This is a genomic window from Nostoc sp. JL33 (genome assembly GCF_017114985.1).
Lineage (GTDB): Bacteria > Cyanobacteriota > Cyanobacteriia > Cyanobacteriales > Nostocaceae > Nostoc.
This window is the reverse complement of sequence record NZ_JABXKP010000039.1, coordinates 93,320-107,603: the sequence shown is the minus strand read 5'-3', so window position 1 is coordinate 107,603 and position 14,284 is coordinate 93,320. Positions and strand designations below refer to the sequence as shown.

Below are 14,284 nucleotides of genomic sequence, written 5' to 3'. Positions count from 1 at the left end.
ATATCTCTAAAATTTTATGATTAGTTAAGTATTTAGATAATTGATAATTTCCTGAACTCGACTAGCCAATCTCTGGCGGTACATACCCCAATTCAACTGTTCAGCTTTGCGACGAGCGGCTCGTCCCATCTCTGCTAATTCTTGAGGATGGGAATAGCACCACTCAAGTTTTTCTTTGAGAGCCTCTGAATCACGAATAGGGATGATAAAGCCTTCTGTCCCATCAGTAATAATATCGGAGCCTGCTGTGTGAGGGGTTGTAATCACAGGAATGCCACAAGCCATCGCTTCTAGAAGTACCAGTCCAAAGCCTTCTACTAAAGAAGGAAACACAAATACATTGGCATTGCTGTAGTATTGATTCAGCGTAGTATGGGGTACTGATGGGATGTAATTAAGTCCATGAGGAAGTTGAGAAAGCCAGGTTTCTGGAAATTCGTTCACTCCTACCAGCATTAACTCTGCCTGGGGAAGTTGGAGTTCTTCCCATGCCTTGATCAGGTAATGAACTCCTTTGCGAACACCGACGCGACCGACAAATAAGGCCCGAAAAGTTCGATCTAGTTTGGGTTGAGGTTGAAAATAATCAATCGGTGCGCCATAAGGGATAACCGTGATTTTGTCAGGACTGACCCCTTCTCTGAGTAAGGATTGCTGGGTAATAGAAGAGGCCACAAAAATATGGTCTGCGAGCGCCACTTCCTGTTCCTTGCGTCTCAACTTCCAGTCAGGTTCTCGTACTGCTTGCAGTGATGCAGATAGTGCTGGGAATCGTTCAGCCTCCTCCTGCTGAATTTCTCGCGCCATGCGGTAGAACAGGATAGGCAAGTCGTACAGGCATAAAATTCCCTGCTGTTTGGCAACCTCAAAGGTAGTAGCAGCGCCATCTTCATAAGCATAAACTGCTGCCAGACCCTGGAGGTGATGCTTGGCAACATGGCGATCGAGAGAAGCATAAACCCAATCTATGGGGCCTTGAGAACCGAAGCCAAAACGCCTGCTGAGTCCAGTTTTAACCAAGGTCATCCGCATTGCTTCACCCCAAGGGTGCGATCGCATGGCTACACCATTTGGAGGAATCCAGGTACGCCGCCCTAGTTCATTAGTGATTCTATTGCGAATTTGAGCAGGAAGCAGCTTGAAGTATTGGCAGATACTTTCTTCTGGGTTATAGGCAATAGTTGTAATCACCTCTTGAAGTAGACCTGCTTCTCCTAACGAGATTGCTGCGTTGCGAGCGAAGGGATTACCTGTAGGATGTATCAGCGCGATCGGTATCTGGGACATGGAAGTATTCCTGTTGTTGTTTCCAGTTCTCTATCTGTTCGAGCCGGGGTAGAAGGAAAATAAATCCTGCCAGGAACCAGTAGTAGACTAGGAGAATATGGTTGAACACAAGCTGACCACTAAATTGGAGCGCATGAATCAAAAAAGCCGACAGCGCTAGCTGTCGCAACAGAGGTCGCTTTAATTTCAGGAATGTGCGCCACAGTAGATAAATGAGTATGAGTCTCAGCAGATACCACAAGAAAAAACCTATGGGGCCAATTTCCAAAACTATTCGACCCATTTCCGACTCATAGTAAACAGGAATGGTTTCTCCTAGAGGTAAATTTAGAATTCTACGCAATACTGAAGCTGCTGGATGAGTTGCGCCTAGACCATAACTATCCAGTCCTTTTAACTTCATCAATTCAAATGGCTCAATGAAGCTTCCCGAAATGCGACTAGATACATCATGATTGGAATTGATGCGGAATAGTAAAGAATTGATAGCAGACTGAAACCAAGTGATAGTTGCAACAGCTATAGCGATTATAGGCACTGTAAACTGTTTGATCAAGGGAACAGTTGTTTTCAGGTTAGTTAGTAACTGTGCCCCAAAATAACCAATTAAAAATAGGATTTCACTGAAAAAAAGACCACGAGAGCCGTTCATGAAGGAGGTGCCAATAATTAGCAGTAATTCTGCTATTGTTGCCCAACGCCACCATCGAGATTGCTGAACTGCTAACAGGGGAACTAATAATCCAAAGGAAATAATTGCGTAAACTGAATAGCCAGCAATGTAGGAAAAAGTGCCCGTTACACGAACATTCGTAGAATTTGCATCTCCAAAAGTTGCAACACCTAGCTTTAAATCTGGGGTATAGACATTGAGGGGGCTTGAAGGGGGGCTAAAGAACTGTGCTACTGCTAATAGCCCCACTGGAATGACCAACAGCAGGTAGGAGCGCAGAAATCTATATAATTCTTCTTCTGAACGAAAGAGATTAGGTAACATCCATATTAAAGGAATATATAACAAGTATCCTCTTATTCCAAAAATACCAATAATTGGAGAACCCAAGCTAGGATTAAAAACTTGTAATAGACACCAAGCTGTTAATAGCAAAATTACCGAAGCGATAGTTTCAGCTGCCGAATTGCCTTTGATACGAAAGGTTTTTTCAGTAGATGATAAAATGTAATAACGAAGATAAGCCCCTATGAGTACAATATCTTTCAAAAAATAGATGAACTGACTGCCTTGGGGTAAAACCCATTTTCGCAAAGCCCCTTCAATTATCGCTAACACCAGTACAGTTTTTAAAGAAGTCCGCCAGTTTTGAACAGAAAGATAGAGAATAAGTAGAATGGCAAAGGGAGCTAAAACTCCAATGTATTCTTTCACCGAATTACTGCCTCAATTACTTCTAGATAAGCTTTAGCAACTACTGATTTCTGATGGCGTAAAAGGTGATTATCTGAATTGGCTCGGTAGTTAGCAAGTTGCTCAGGATTTTTTAAGAGATTAAATAGAGTTTGCGTTAATGCTTGCACATCTCCATTGGGGAATGTCACACCACAGGGGCCAATGGCATCTTTTAATCCTCCACCCTCTGAACCAACAATCACACAGCCACAAGCAATTCCTTCTAAGGCGACAATACCAAATGGTTCTTGCCATCGGGATGGTATGACCATTATTTTATAAGTGTTGAGTAGTTCTATGAGTTCTTGTTCAACCTTAAGTCCAACAAATTCTATTTGCTCACTGATAGTCAAAACTCTTGCTTGCTCACGTAAATTAGATTCTTCTAATCCACTACCAATAATTGTTAGCTTGGGGGATAGCCCCATTTGTTTTAGTTCAGCAAGTGATTGAATCAGTAGGTCTACTCCCTTATCAGAAACCAGCCTTCCTAAAAACACTAAGTCTTTATTACGAGGAATTTTTGGTATCTCATAGAATATCTCATCTCGATAGGGATTAGGAATAATGACTGATGGCGTAGAAATATGGTTAGCTAATGCTTGGCTGACCGAGATATTGGTTGCAAATCGCAGTAGAAATTTCTTTAAGTGATCCTGCCAGCCCAAGCTACCGTTTGGTCGAGTATACCAATTATGGTGAGCTACTACCCAAGGCTTAGGGCTAATTAATAAAGTCCAAATTCCCTTGAGGCTAATAACTGGTTGAAAGTATACATCACACCATTGTGTTAGGTTTAACAGCGTTAGGGGATTGGGTTTACGAATCACTTCAAAGGCAAAAACTTTTCTATCTGTTGTTAGAACGTTTGATACTAGTTTAACTGTGTGCCCTTGCTCAACAAACTCATGAGCCAGGATGGACACAACAGTTTCTAATCCGCCAACACTGGGGTAAAAGAGCGGAGAATAGATAAGTATTTTCACAACAACTTTTAAGTAAGCTTTACACTAAATCCATTCGGTTATGAAGCGAATGCCATCCCCACGACTTAGTACGTTGTAAAACACGGGCTGGATTTATAGTCGCAAGATAACAGGGGGGTTCCCAGTAACGTCCTATTTGTTGGCTTTCAGGAGAACAAATGATTGGCCCCCAAAAACCTCCTACAGCTTTGAAAATGGTGTATCCATACTTTTCTAAAAAATTTGTCACCAAACTAGGATAGGAATTATGCTCCTCGAATATGATATCGCGAATTTTTTGCTGACCAATTAGTTGTTGAGCACCATTTAAAGCTTCAAACTCATGCCCTTCAATATCAATTTTAAGAACACCTATCTGAAAAGATTGATTCAAGTCTAAAATTTTATCCAGTGTAGAGACAGAAACTAAATAAGATTTTTGAATCAAAGAACTTTCATTTTTGATCAAAACCTTATTGTTGGTATCTATTTTGGAGAGTCCCCGATTTTTATCAAAGCCGTCTGGGATAGTTAATATATCCGAACCAGACTTATCGGAAATTGCTATTTGTTGTGGGATGATATGGTGCCAATCAAGAGACTCTTGCCACTTTGTGATGTTTTCTAATAATTCCTGATAAATCTCTGGATGTGGTTCATAACAATATACTTTACCTGTCTGAGTAACTTTAGCGGCCATAATGCTAGTCATATAACCAATATTTGCGCCAGCATCTATAGCAACTTCCCCTTGATCAATTAACCTCCATAACATTTCAGTGACAATCAAGTCGTAAACTCCACTCATCGAGATGGCACGTCCAATCTCATCATCTGGCCGAATTCTAATTTGGACTTTCCAAGGAAGAATAACTTCTTCCAAATTATTATTAATATTATTGCCAGTGAAACGTTGAATACGTTGCCATATCTGGGAAGGTCTGAAAAAATATTCTGGCTTATTTAGATTTTTAAAACTTCTTGTCATAGTTGAAAGAATTATGGTTTGTAAGCAAGAGTTAGTAAATTATCACTGTAGCGTAAACCCTTAAATAGTCTTCCTGAAATTTGTTGCCATTGAAATTGAGGAAGTTTGGGAATACCTCCAAGATTAGTAAAAACAAATGTTGGCTCAGAAAAGCCCGCTTCGCCTAAAATGCGCCGAATATCTTTGCGAAGAAGCGCTGTAATGTGTGCTGGATAGCAAGTATCGCTGAAAAGTACAAAATGTCCTTGTAGCACGAGAGCAATTAAAGCTCGCCAACTTTCATTATTAGGTGTGCTGAAAATTATAATTCCATTAGGACGTAGTAATCGGAACCATTCTCTGAGAGTTGCTCTGGGATTTTCTAGATGTTCAATAACCTCAGCAGACACAATAACATCAAATTGTTGACTAGGTATATTTAGTGATTCATTAAGATCCCAGCTAATCCACTTAATTGAATCATCTATCCCGACAGGACGCTGCATAATGTCAGCAGCAGTAATAGAATTAAAGCAGTCTAAACTTTGAAGCAGTTGAGTTAAATTTCCTATACCTGCTCCAAAGTCAAGACAATCACCTTGAATATTTAACTCCTCTATTAATTCCAAAAAATTATCATATATTGCTTGGCTGCTAATGCCCCCACTGGCTATAGATGCAGCCTGTCTTGTGTTTGTCAAATTTAAGTTCATCTAAGCTCCTATTAATTAATTCAGTAGCTCATTAGTTATTAAGTAGTTCAGCAAAAGTTTTAACAGTTATTGATAGTCTGTGCGTTTTATACCAGGAATAAGCATTGTCTGCGATCGCCTGCATCTCCATGTGATTTCCTAACTCATTTCCTTGAGGATTAGGAACCCAATAATGTTTACCTGGTTCTATACCATCAACTACTGAGGCACTACCTTTGGTATTGATAGGTAATAGTCGGTGGGCACAGTAAGAAGCAAAAATAGTTGACTTAGCTAGAAAATCGGGGTTATAGTCCGAGAAAGCAGCAACAGAATCTGCTAAAATTTTACTCACCTTTTCGGCAGATTGCTGTCCTATTTCTAAGATAGGTACTTTAGTAATTGAGGATAAATTTACTCCCGTTGGAGTTCCTATATCCCAAATTTGTTGAATGTTTAATCTCTGACAAACGTACTCCAAAACTGCTTGAGACTCTCGGTAAACTCTTGCACGGTTAGCAACACCTCCAAAGACAACTAAGCGCTGCTGGCGTTCTGACAAAGGAAGTACTTTGTCTGGTTCACCGATGTTTGAAAAAACTGGTAGGAATGGAATTTGATGATGCTTGCCTCGGCTAATATTAGCAATTATTTCAGCATAGAGTTGTTTACTAGTAATACAGCGATCGCTCATCTGTGCCAAACGTGCTGCTAAATTTTTCTGTAAGGGCGATAACCAAAAAGAGCTAGTCCAAGGAAGCCCTGAAGCATAGACTTCGTGGAACATCGTAAGGAGCGATCGCTTGGGAAATAAACTTTTCCAACGCTGTAACCCATCGACTAACCAAATTGGACAGCCGCGTTGAGCATAGCCGTAGCCTACATAATGTAAAAGGATGCTGGATGAGCGATCGCTTGATAATAAAGTTAGCAGTGCATCAGGGGAGCGATGTCTACAACCGGCTACGCCCACGCTTACTTGACTAACAGGAAACCCATCAATTTCTGCTGCACCAGTCCATGTGGGATTACCTACAATAAAATGGGTTTGAATATTGAAATTTTTGCGAAGCTGACGAGCTAGGTTGAGGGCATAGTCTCCTACACCGTCAATTGCCGGAGGCAGTCGAGGTACAATCGAAGTTATATGAGTTAAATAATTGACCATCAAATAGTATGACTTTAAAGGTTTAAATTGAGTAAAGAGTTAGCAAGAAATTCTGCAAAGGCTTAAAACCTGCTTGCGGGAAATTTATGGCGATCGCTTAGTTCAAATGGTTTTATTTGGCTCTCAAGCGCGGGGAGAAGCTTTTACAGATTCTGATATTGATGTTTTGGTGGTACTTAAGGGAAATGTGAATCCAGGGGAAGAAATTAAAAAAACCAGTGATGTAGTTGCTGAGTTATCCCTAGAGTATGACCAAGTAATTAGCCGTCTATTTATAGATGAATCTCGTTTTAATTCCTATAATAGTCCTCTATTACAAAATATTCGTCGAGAAGGGATAGCTTTTTGACACCAGAACAACTTGATTTATTGCTTAAAGCCCGTCAAAGTGTTTCTGCCGCTAAAATTTTATTAGAGAACGGCTATCCCGATTATGCTGCTTCTCGCGCTTACTATAGTATGTTTTACGTTGCCGAAGCTTTTTTGATTGGTGAAGGAATGTCTTTCTCTAGTCATGCTGGGGTGATTAGTGCTTTTGGAAGAAATTTTGCGCGTACTGGTAAAGTACCAATTCAGTTTCATAGATTTCTCATTGATGCCCAAGATTTGCGTAATGCTGGAGACTATGGACAGCTTAATGCTGTTTCTGTTGAACAAGCGAATGAGCAAATTATGAATGCTGAATGTTTCTGGAGTTAGCAGCAAATCTCATTGGTACTTTTTGACTGAGTTAATAAAGCAATTGTAGTTGTGTGCAATTTGCACTTCACTGCTAAAGGCATGGAGCAAGTTAGTTTTTCACAAGTTTCAACCCAGGATTTTGGTAATAGTTTTAATAAATGATGTAGTTTTATATGACCGTTAGTTAATGGATTAGTGACTAACCGAGTCTCCTTAACAACCAATCCTGCTTGATGTGACAACTGTTCTATTTCATCTAAGTGGAGTAAGAAAATATGTCCGTCCGAGTTTGGCTTAAATTGTATTGCTTCATACTGACTCGGATCGGGGCAGTCCGAAAACTTGGGCAAATGATTCTTGAAATATTCGCCGTTAGGTGTGCTTAGTACGATATGACCTCCTGGTTTAAGCATCTGGGCAATGTTTGTCAAGAAATCATCAGGGTGAGCTACATGCTCAATTACTTCAGCAATTAAAACTACATCAAATTGAGTGTCAAATTTTAAGTCAAAAATATTTCCTGGTGCATAGTGAACAATGCCAGATTCCCACTTCAATTTGACATAATCAATAAGTTCTTCTCGCAAATCATTCCAGGTAACTTCATATTCTAGTTCTGCCAATGACAAACTAAAATTTCCTTGTGCAGCAGCTATATCCAAAATTTTTGCTCCCGGTTTGGCAACTTTTTGGATTAACTCTAATGTGTGTTTAAGCCTATTTGCGTATGCGTGAGCGTATCCTGTCAGATTTGGAACTCCATAAACTTCAAGTAAGTCATAGGGATAACTATATTTCCAACTTTCAGGCCAATCTTCTTGAAAATTAATTTTTTTCATATTTTTAACTAATAACTAAGACATTAAATTGAGTTTCAACCATTAGAAAGTTTTATTTACTAGAATTGATTTTTTTTTAATTTAAAATTTTAGTTATGTAATTTTCTGCTATTCTTTCCCAACTACATATACGATAATAATCATCTACATCTGTATAGCTACTAATAATATCGGGTATTAATTCCGGAGGTGGTGGGAATGTCATAAGAGTCTTAAAGAACTCTTGTAAATCAGCTACTCCACCAGCAGGTTTAGCAAAAACAGGCATTCCAGACTCTAACATTTCATTCAAAACTAATCCCCATCCCTCAACTTTACTTGTAAATAAACCAGCATCATGGTTAGAAAATAATGAGTAAAGCTGGTTTCTCTCAAATGAAGGTAGAATTTTTAGCCTACCCGATTGAATTAGTTCAGGTGAAAAATATTTCTCGGACTTAGTACCACATCCAGCAATTGTAAAAGTATCTTTGGGGTGCGAAGCTGCTCGTTGAATGATAAAATCAACTAGTTCATGAATACCTTTATGGGCAGTCCAGCGACCAATCCACAGAAACCGAATACGTTCACCTTCATGTTTTTTTCTATTTAGACGTATCTTAGCGAGTTCTACTTGATCAGCTTTTGATAATGCATTGACATAAGAAATTAATTTACTCCTCCACCAGGGAAACCATTTCTTCATCCATTCAAGTTCTAAACTACCGAGGCAAAGAATATATTTTGATCTTTGCCAACCTTGCATTAGTAAAAAGACTACTATTATGAAAAACAAATAATCGAATGGCAGGAGAATAATTTCTTTTAGGCTCGTTTCTGGTTTATCCTTTAAATCACATAGCATGTACAAAATTTGAGGCTGAACACTACGAGCTACTACTAACCCTGATTGAGCAACCCGTTTGGTGATCAGGTGGGCAGAGGTATCAATTATATCGAATCGCTCCTGGGTAGCAATAAACGCATCTAGCTTTGACTGCATTAATTGAATACTTTGCAAACCTTGCCACCATCTTGTTAAATTAGGCATAGGATAAGGAGACCAGAGAGTAACATCGTGTCCTTGTAACCGTAATGCTTCTGCTAAATTGATTGCCATCTGACCTGCACCGAATTCAGCAGAAAGTGGTGAATATGTAGCGATTAGTATACGAAGCGATCGCAATGAAAACTCCTTATGCAAAAATTATATACAAACTAATTAGCCTCTTTGTAAATATCTAAATGTCTTTGCACTACCGTTAACCAACTAAGTGGATTTATCCACTCACGACAACGCATTTGATATTCTATATATTCTAATGGAGATAAATTAACGATCTGACGCAAAGCAGCAGCGATCGCTTCTCCAGAATTCTGCTGCACAACAAACCCAGTCTTACCATTATCTACAAATTCATGCATTGCACCAGCATCAGTACAGATCACAGGAGTTCCGCAGGCTTGGGATTCTAATAAAGTAAAACCCATTAATTCTGGAACTGGAGTGTAGTCTCCATAGCAGGTGGTGTGAACAGATGATAAAACCGTTACCATTGCTGTGCGATACTCATGTAATAATCGCTGATCATTAGCATCGTGAACAAATTCTATATTCAGCCCATCTGCTTGCTGTTTAAGGTCTTGGTAGAATTTTTCACTGTAGACTCTTCCAATAATTTTTAGTTTGTAGTCTGAACGATTGAGCAGACGGAATGCATCAATTAAATAGTTAATGCCCTTGTGAGGTAAAATTCGACCTACATATAAAATATTATTTTCCTTTTTTAAAGATGCATCAGGACAAAATTTATCTGTATCAATACCTCCTTTAATCAAAACTGCTTTTTTTTGAAGTTCAACAGGGATAAAATCTAGACCATAGCGAGAATAGGCGATCGCATTTTTATAGACTCTAAACACTGGTAGTTTCTGGTTCAATACAAAGCTTCCTCCACCGCCATAGTCAGTAACAAAAACTCGCTTACCAAGCAAACCAGCTATGAGACAGCCCAGATCAGAAACTAGAGTATGAATATGGTGTATATGTACTATATCAGCGCTCACAATTGAGCGTAGATATTGAAAACTTAATGGATTTATCTTGTTACCATGAATTAAATGTTTAACTGGATATGTCTTGATTTTGAGATTAGCTTGACTATAATTTATACGCACTGAAGAAAAACTTACAAGAGTAGTATCAACAACCTTTGCCATCCAAGATGCTAATTCAGTGGGATAGCGTTCACCACCACCGATAATTGATGATTCATCAAAGTAAGTTGGGGTAATATGAATAACTTTCATACTATTAAAATTAACTTTGATATCTATTTTTAATGGCTTCACCTTTTAAACATAGTAAGTTAGTAAAGCTTTCTCCAGTTAAAGATGCTAATAGCAAATTTATATCAATAACTTTTTCAACCTTACGATTAAGGTCATCAATTTTAAATATTTCAAATCCTAGTTCTTCTAACTGATTATAGAATAATACGGGAGACTCTAAACCAGAAGCTTTAAGCCCAAATGGCCAAAATTCTGTTAAAAGTACGACATTAGGATTTTCAATTATTAAATTCTTCATGCCTTTCAAAGCAAAATATTCAAATCCCTGAATATCCATTTTTATAATGTTAGGATAGACATTTAATCCTTCAAAATAAGAATCTAATTGTATTCCTTTTACTGTATAGTGTATTTTTTCTTTATTAAAATTATTATTTTTATATGTTCTATGATCTCCTTTATTATCTGGTGATAGGCTTAAAGCTAAATCAGAGTTCTCATCGGAAACTGCATACTCTAGTAATTCAACATTTGAATGCTTATTCAAGGCTACATTCTTTTGAAGAATATTAAAATTATCCTTGTCAGGTTCAAAAGCATATACTCGTCCATAGCTGCCGATTTTGGAAGCTGCTATCAAAGTGTAGTATCCGACATTAGCTCCAATATCAAACACAGTCATACCTTCTTCTAATAAAGATAAGAATATACTAACTTCTAATTCCTCAAAAACACCTGTTGAAATTATTTCGTTAGAAAATATTTGATCATCTGGATGCAGTATCAACCACTGACCAAAAACTTTTACCATTTTTGGCTTGCTTGATTCATAAAAGAATTTATATAAATTTTTCAAAAAAGGGAGTTTTTGACCTATTTGATAACCAAAAAAAGGCTTGGCAAATTCGATTATGCATTTATTAGCTAATGTCTCAAGTTTATTTGTTAAAATGTTAACCATAGAATTCCTACCCAAATATACAGATTTTGTTAGTAATTAAGTCACTATTTGAAAAAATACAGAATATTATGCTGATTCATATTCAGCAATGCCCCTATTTGTCAAATATATATTTACAATAAATGCCGGAAACTGAGATATTAAATTAAAAGTAATAACATTTAAAACACTGGACAAATCTAATACTAGTAGTAGAACTATTTGTACAGAGAGAGTAAATGGTATATTAATCCAAGAATAATTTATCCATGCTTTAGAAGCATTAATTGACCACATAATGCCAACTATAGAGCTGAACAAACTATTTATAACTATTAACACCAGTTCTTTATGTAAAGATGTATATTTACTTCCTAATATCCATAAAATTTGGTCAGTAAATAATAGTGTACAACTTATCATCAATCCTGCTATTATAAATAAAATAGACAATACTTGTAAGTAGTATTTGCGTAATAGGGATGCTGATTGACATCGGGAAATTGAAGGTAAAACTATGTTAGACATTACCGCAGTAATTAATGAGAAAACTATTCCTAATCTTCCTAATGCTCCAATTTCGGCAATATTATTTGTATCACCAAATAAAGTTATTAAGTAAAGCATTAATTGTCCTTGCAAACAGTAGTAAATAGTATTAGGTACTTGATGTTTTATAATAACTAAAATATGTTTTTTATCTTCTTGATTAATACTTGCTTTAGAATCTATTTTTTCATTAGCCCACCGACCCAACATAATACGCTGCATCACAATTATAATTGAATAAATTCCAATAGCTACTACAGAATTCAGATAAAATATGTAAGAAATTCCTAGCAAAGTAAGCCGAGTAACAGATGAAAATAAATCTAAATTTTGAATTTTGTTAATTTGGGAATGAAGGCGTGGGATCACTAGTAGTACATCGGTTGTCAATTGAAATGACAAACCAAACAGCACCACAAATGTTATCAAAACTGCATAAGTCAATGAAGCACCATTGCGGATCAACATCCAGATCAAAATAGGCGTGACTATACTAATTGAAGTTGCTGCTAGATAATAGCGTAATTGCATTGCAGTATTGATTAATTGCCCAAAACGGTAGCGATCTTGCCAAACCTTTCCTCCAATTGTAGAAAGACTCATACTAATACCAGTATCAGCCAATAAATTCATTGTTGATTGCATCGTATTAGCAATAGTGAAGTAAGCATATTGTTGCTGATCTAACGTGCGGACTAACAAAATTCCGCTTACTAGGCTTAAAGCTTGAACTACAATTTGAATAGAAGCGAATTTGCCAATTATTTTAAGCCGATGGACAAAATTAGGCCATAAGTTTTTCATTGTACTGACTTAGCTAATCTTGCTTTCACCATCATCTGCACCACATCCTGCATCTTGTATTGCGCCTGCCAACCTAACTTGTTCTTCGCCTTAGCTGGATTACCTCTACCCACTGCCAAATCTGTAGGTTGCAGGAGGCTATCATTTATTACAACATGGTGACGCCAATCTAAATCCACCAATGCAAATGCTGCGGCAAGGAAATCTTCTAATGAACTACTTTCTCCCATAGCAATTACATAATCATTTGGCTGTGACTGTTGCAGCATCAAATACATTGCCTCTACATATTCCGGTGCCCAACCCCAGTCACGCTGAATCTGCATATTTCCCAAATAAAGCTGCCCAGTGCTACCTTGAGCAATGCGACAAGCAGCCGCAACAATCTTTTGAGTCACAAGGGAGATTCATGATTAAATAGAATCCCAGAACAGGCAAACAAACCATAGTAGTTAGCAACTTCCCAAAAAGCAGCAGCTTTTGGATGGTGGCGAGTAGTGAACGAATACCAAATGAGCAATTAGCAAATTAGACTAAGAGCTTTACTTTTAATTTGGCCTTCTTCAATCTTTTCCTTGAGTTCATTATCTGTATATATACCTTCCAAAGCTTCTAATGCTGCTTTCTTAAGCGCTGTATCAAAGGCATCAGTTAAAATTTCTTTTAATTCTTCTTCATTGGCATAGCATCCACCTGATTTTCTCCGTTTGTTAACTCTTTTAATTTCTTTGCTGGCATTATAAATAGAAAACTCCCAAGAACGGGTACTACGTTTTTCAGCCTCTTGCTTAATTAAATGCAACAACAAAATTACCGCATAGCTATAAATCTTATTTAATTTATCTTCCCTTGACATTTCTTCGAGTTCATCTACAACTTCTAGAGCTTTCTCATATTGCTTTTCTTCAATAAGTTGACGTAACAATAATAGTTCTTCCATAATCGACTGTTTTTTTAACTGACTAATATCTCTTCTAATCCGAGCAACGATTTATTCATTATCAGTTGACTTTAGGTTCATTCTTTATCAATTGCTCTCTCAAAATCATCTGTAGTATTACACAAAAACTGATGATTCAAAATTTCTTCTATTTTATAAGGGCAATTCTCACTAAAATTGGCTAAAGTTATGCCTGTTTCTGCTGATGCCTCCCGACGAGCATTACGATAGGCTTTAGTTAAAATATCGGGAAGGTATTGACGCAAACTAGGCTTTTCATCTAGTAAATCGTGTAAATCATCCCGTTGGTTAGCGATCGTTGTAAACCAACTGACAGAGCGTTTTGTAGGTTGATGCTGCCATTTTAGTAAATGCGCTAACAAAACTACTAAGCGGTTTTTCAACTCATTTTTTTCGCGAATGCCCATAGCATCCAACTCTTCTGCCAGATTCTCCCAATCTAAAGCTGCCACATCTCGATTAGCTAAAGCTGATTGCTGCTGGGTTAACCAAGCCAAAAAATCTTGCTCGTAGAGAGATGATTGAGACATGATATCTTTGCCAAGCTTACTATGCTTACTACTTATATTTTATAAGAGCGATCGCTCCATTCTAAGCATTGCGATCCCCTGTACTGTTTTATCTAGTGAGCGATCGCAGTGTGATACAGCACGATAATCAGAACATTTGCCTTTCACTCAAAAGCGTAGGCGTTCGCGTAGCGTTCCGCAGGAAAGCCCGCCGTACCCTTCGGGAAGCAAGCTACGCGTAGC

General features: G+C 37.7%; 16 protein-coding genes. 2 read left to right on the top strand and 14 right to left on the bottom strand.

Annotated features, from left to right (window positions below; all coding sequences use genetic code 11):
• Positions 1 to 24: 24 nt before the first annotated feature.
• The 6 genes from HWQ23_RS10465 to HWQ23_RS10440 are packed head-to-tail and all read right to left on the bottom strand — an operon-like array spanning position 25 to position 6,487.
• On the bottom strand, positions 25 to 1,287 hold the full coding sequence (locus HWQ23_RS10465) for a glycosyltransferase family 4 protein (RefSeq protein WP_292827411.1): 1,263 nt from the start codon (positions 1,285 to 1,287) through the stop codon (positions 25 to 27).
• Positions 1,247 to 2,674 (bottom strand): hypothetical protein, encoded by a 1,428-nt coding sequence (locus HWQ23_RS10460; protein WP_292827408.1) that lies wholly within the window; start codon positions 2,672 to 2,674, stop codon positions 1,247 to 1,249. Before HWQ23_RS10460 ends, HWQ23_RS10465 begins: the two co-directional genes overlap by 41 nt.
• Complete coding sequence (locus HWQ23_RS10455; RefSeq protein WP_292827405.1) at positions 2,671 to 3,681, bottom strand: glycosyltransferase family 4 protein; 1,011 nt, start codon at positions 3,679 to 3,681, stop codon at positions 2,671 to 2,673. The genes HWQ23_RS10460 and HWQ23_RS10455 overlap by 4 nt, the downstream gene beginning before the upstream one ends.
• Before the next feature lie 19 nt (positions 3,682 to 3,700).
• The gene (locus HWQ23_RS10450) at positions 3,701 to 4,648 is read right to left on the bottom strand and encodes an FkbM family methyltransferase (RefSeq protein ID WP_292827402.1); all 948 of its coding nucleotides are present in this window, start codon (positions 4,646 to 4,648) and stop codon (positions 3,701 to 3,703) included.
• Between the two features lie 11 nt (positions 4,649 to 4,659).
• Positions 4,660 to 5,340, bottom strand: coding sequence for a class I SAM-dependent methyltransferase (locus HWQ23_RS10445; protein ID WP_292827399.1), 681 nt, complete (start codon positions 5,338 to 5,340; stop codon positions 4,660 to 4,662).
• Between the two features lie 31 nt (positions 5,341 to 5,371).
• A complete protein-coding gene (locus tag HWQ23_RS10440; RefSeq protein WP_292827396.1) occupies positions 5,372 to 6,487 on the bottom strand; it encodes a glycosyltransferase family 1 protein in 1,116 nt (371 codons plus the stop codon).
• Between the two features lie 49 nt (positions 6,488 to 6,536).
• Between HWQ23_RS10440 and HWQ23_RS10435 the strand changes: the two genes are divergently transcribed.
• Both HWQ23_RS10435 and HWQ23_RS10430 read left to right on the top strand, forming a co-directional pair.
• Positions 6,537 to 6,836, top strand: a complete 300-nt coding sequence (locus tag HWQ23_RS10435) for a nucleotidyltransferase domain-containing protein (protein ID WP_334888892.1) — start codon at positions 6,537 to 6,539, stop codon at positions 6,834 to 6,836.
• Positions 6,833 to 7,186, top strand: coding sequence for a HEPN domain-containing protein (locus HWQ23_RS10430; protein ID WP_292827393.1), 354 nt, complete (start codon positions 6,833 to 6,835; stop codon positions 7,184 to 7,186). The genes HWQ23_RS10435 and HWQ23_RS10430 overlap by 4 nt, the downstream gene beginning before the upstream one ends.
• On the opposite strand, the gene HWQ23_RS10425 is transcribed toward HWQ23_RS10430, so the two are convergent.
• From HWQ23_RS10425 to HWQ23_RS10390, 8 genes are all read right to left on the bottom strand, one after another.
• Positions 7,183 to 8,007, bottom strand: a complete 825-nt coding sequence (locus HWQ23_RS10425; protein WP_292827390.1) for a class I SAM-dependent methyltransferase — start codon at positions 8,005 to 8,007, stop codon at positions 7,183 to 7,185. The genes HWQ23_RS10430 and HWQ23_RS10425 overlap by 4 nt on opposite strands.
• Positions 8,008 to 8,083: 76 nt before the next feature.
• Entirely contained in the window at positions 8,084 to 9,106 is a 1,023-nt protein-coding gene (locus tag HWQ23_RS10420; protein ID WP_292827387.1) for a glycosyltransferase family 4 protein, read from the bottom strand.
• Between the two features lie 98 nt (positions 9,107 to 9,204).
• Positions 9,205 to 10,296 (bottom strand): glycosyltransferase family 4 protein, encoded by a 1,092-nt coding sequence (locus HWQ23_RS10415; RefSeq protein WP_292827384.1) that lies wholly within the window; start codon positions 10,294 to 10,296, stop codon positions 9,205 to 9,207.
• Positions 10,297 to 10,306: 10 nt separating this feature from the next.
• Complete coding sequence (locus HWQ23_RS10410) at positions 10,307 to 11,239, bottom strand: FkbM family methyltransferase (RefSeq protein ID WP_292827382.1); 933 nt, start codon at positions 11,237 to 11,239, stop codon at positions 10,307 to 10,309.
• 66 nt (positions 11,240 to 11,305) lie between these two features.
• Positions 11,306 to 12,571 (bottom strand): lipopolysaccharide biosynthesis protein, encoded by a 1,266-nt coding sequence (locus tag HWQ23_RS10405; protein ID WP_292827379.1) that lies wholly within the window; start codon positions 12,569 to 12,571, stop codon positions 11,306 to 11,308.
• Positions 12,568 to 12,969 carry a GDP-mannose 4,6-dehydratase gene (locus tag HWQ23_RS10400; RefSeq protein WP_292827376.1) on the bottom strand — a complete coding sequence of 134 codons (402 nt, stop codon included), beginning with the start codon at positions 12,967 to 12,969 and terminating at the stop codon, positions 12,568 to 12,570. The genes HWQ23_RS10405 and HWQ23_RS10400 overlap by 4 nt, the downstream gene beginning before the upstream one ends.
• Before the next feature lie 122 nt (positions 12,970 to 13,091).
• Positions 13,092 to 13,511, bottom strand: a complete 420-nt coding sequence (locus HWQ23_RS10395) for a DUF29 family protein (RefSeq protein ID WP_292827373.1) — start codon at positions 13,509 to 13,511, stop codon at positions 13,092 to 13,094.
• Positions 13,512 to 13,588: 77 nt separating this feature from the next.
• The gene (locus tag HWQ23_RS10390) at positions 13,589 to 14,062 is read right to left on the bottom strand and encodes a DUF29 domain-containing protein (RefSeq protein ID WP_292827370.1); all 474 of its coding nucleotides are present in this window, start codon (positions 14,060 to 14,062) and stop codon (positions 13,589 to 13,591) included.
• Between the last annotated feature and the right edge of the window lie 222 nt (positions 14,063 to 14,284).

Excerpts from the sequence above, each read along its gene's own strand:
- HWQ23_RS10440 (WP_292827396.1), bottom strand. The coding sequence starts at position 6,487 with ATGGTCAATTATTTAACTCATATAACTTCGATTGTACCTCGACTGCCT.
- HWQ23_RS10405 (WP_292827379.1), bottom strand. The coding sequence starts at position 12,571 with ATGAAAAACTTATGGCCTAATTTTGTCCATCGGCTTAAAATAATTGGC.
- HWQ23_RS10450 (WP_292827402.1), bottom strand. The coding sequence starts at position 4,648 with ATGACAAGAAGTTTTAAAAATCTAAATAAGCCAGAATATTTTTTCAGA.
- HWQ23_RS10415 (WP_292827384.1), bottom strand. The coding sequence starts at position 10,296 with ATGAAAGTTATTCATATTACCCCAACTTACTTTGATGAATCATCAATT.
- HWQ23_RS10410 (WP_292827382.1), bottom strand. The coding sequence starts at position 11,239 with ATGGTTAACATTTTAACAAATAAACTTGAGACATTAGCTAATAAATGC.
- HWQ23_RS10425 (WP_292827390.1), bottom strand. The coding sequence starts at position 8,007 with ATGAAAAAAATTAATTTTCAAGAAGATTGGCCTGAAAGTTGGAAATAT.
- HWQ23_RS10420 (WP_292827387.1), bottom strand. The coding sequence starts at position 9,106 with ATGGCAATCAATTTAGCAGAAGCATTACGGTTACAAGGACACGATGTT.
- HWQ23_RS10465 (WP_292827411.1), bottom strand. The coding sequence starts at position 1,287 with ATGTCCCAGATACCGATCGCGCTGATACATCCTACAGGTAATCCCTTC.
- HWQ23_RS10395 (WP_292827373.1), bottom strand. The coding sequence starts at position 13,511 with ATGGAAGAACTATTATTGTTACGTCAACTTATTGAAGAAAAGCAATAT.
- HWQ23_RS10445 (WP_292827399.1), bottom strand. The coding sequence starts at position 5,340 with ATGAACTTAAATTTGACAAACACAAGACAGGCTGCATCTATAGCCAGT.
- HWQ23_RS10390 (WP_292827370.1), bottom strand. The coding sequence starts at position 14,062 with ATGTCTCAATCATCTCTCTACGAGCAAGATTTTTTGGCTTGGTTAACC.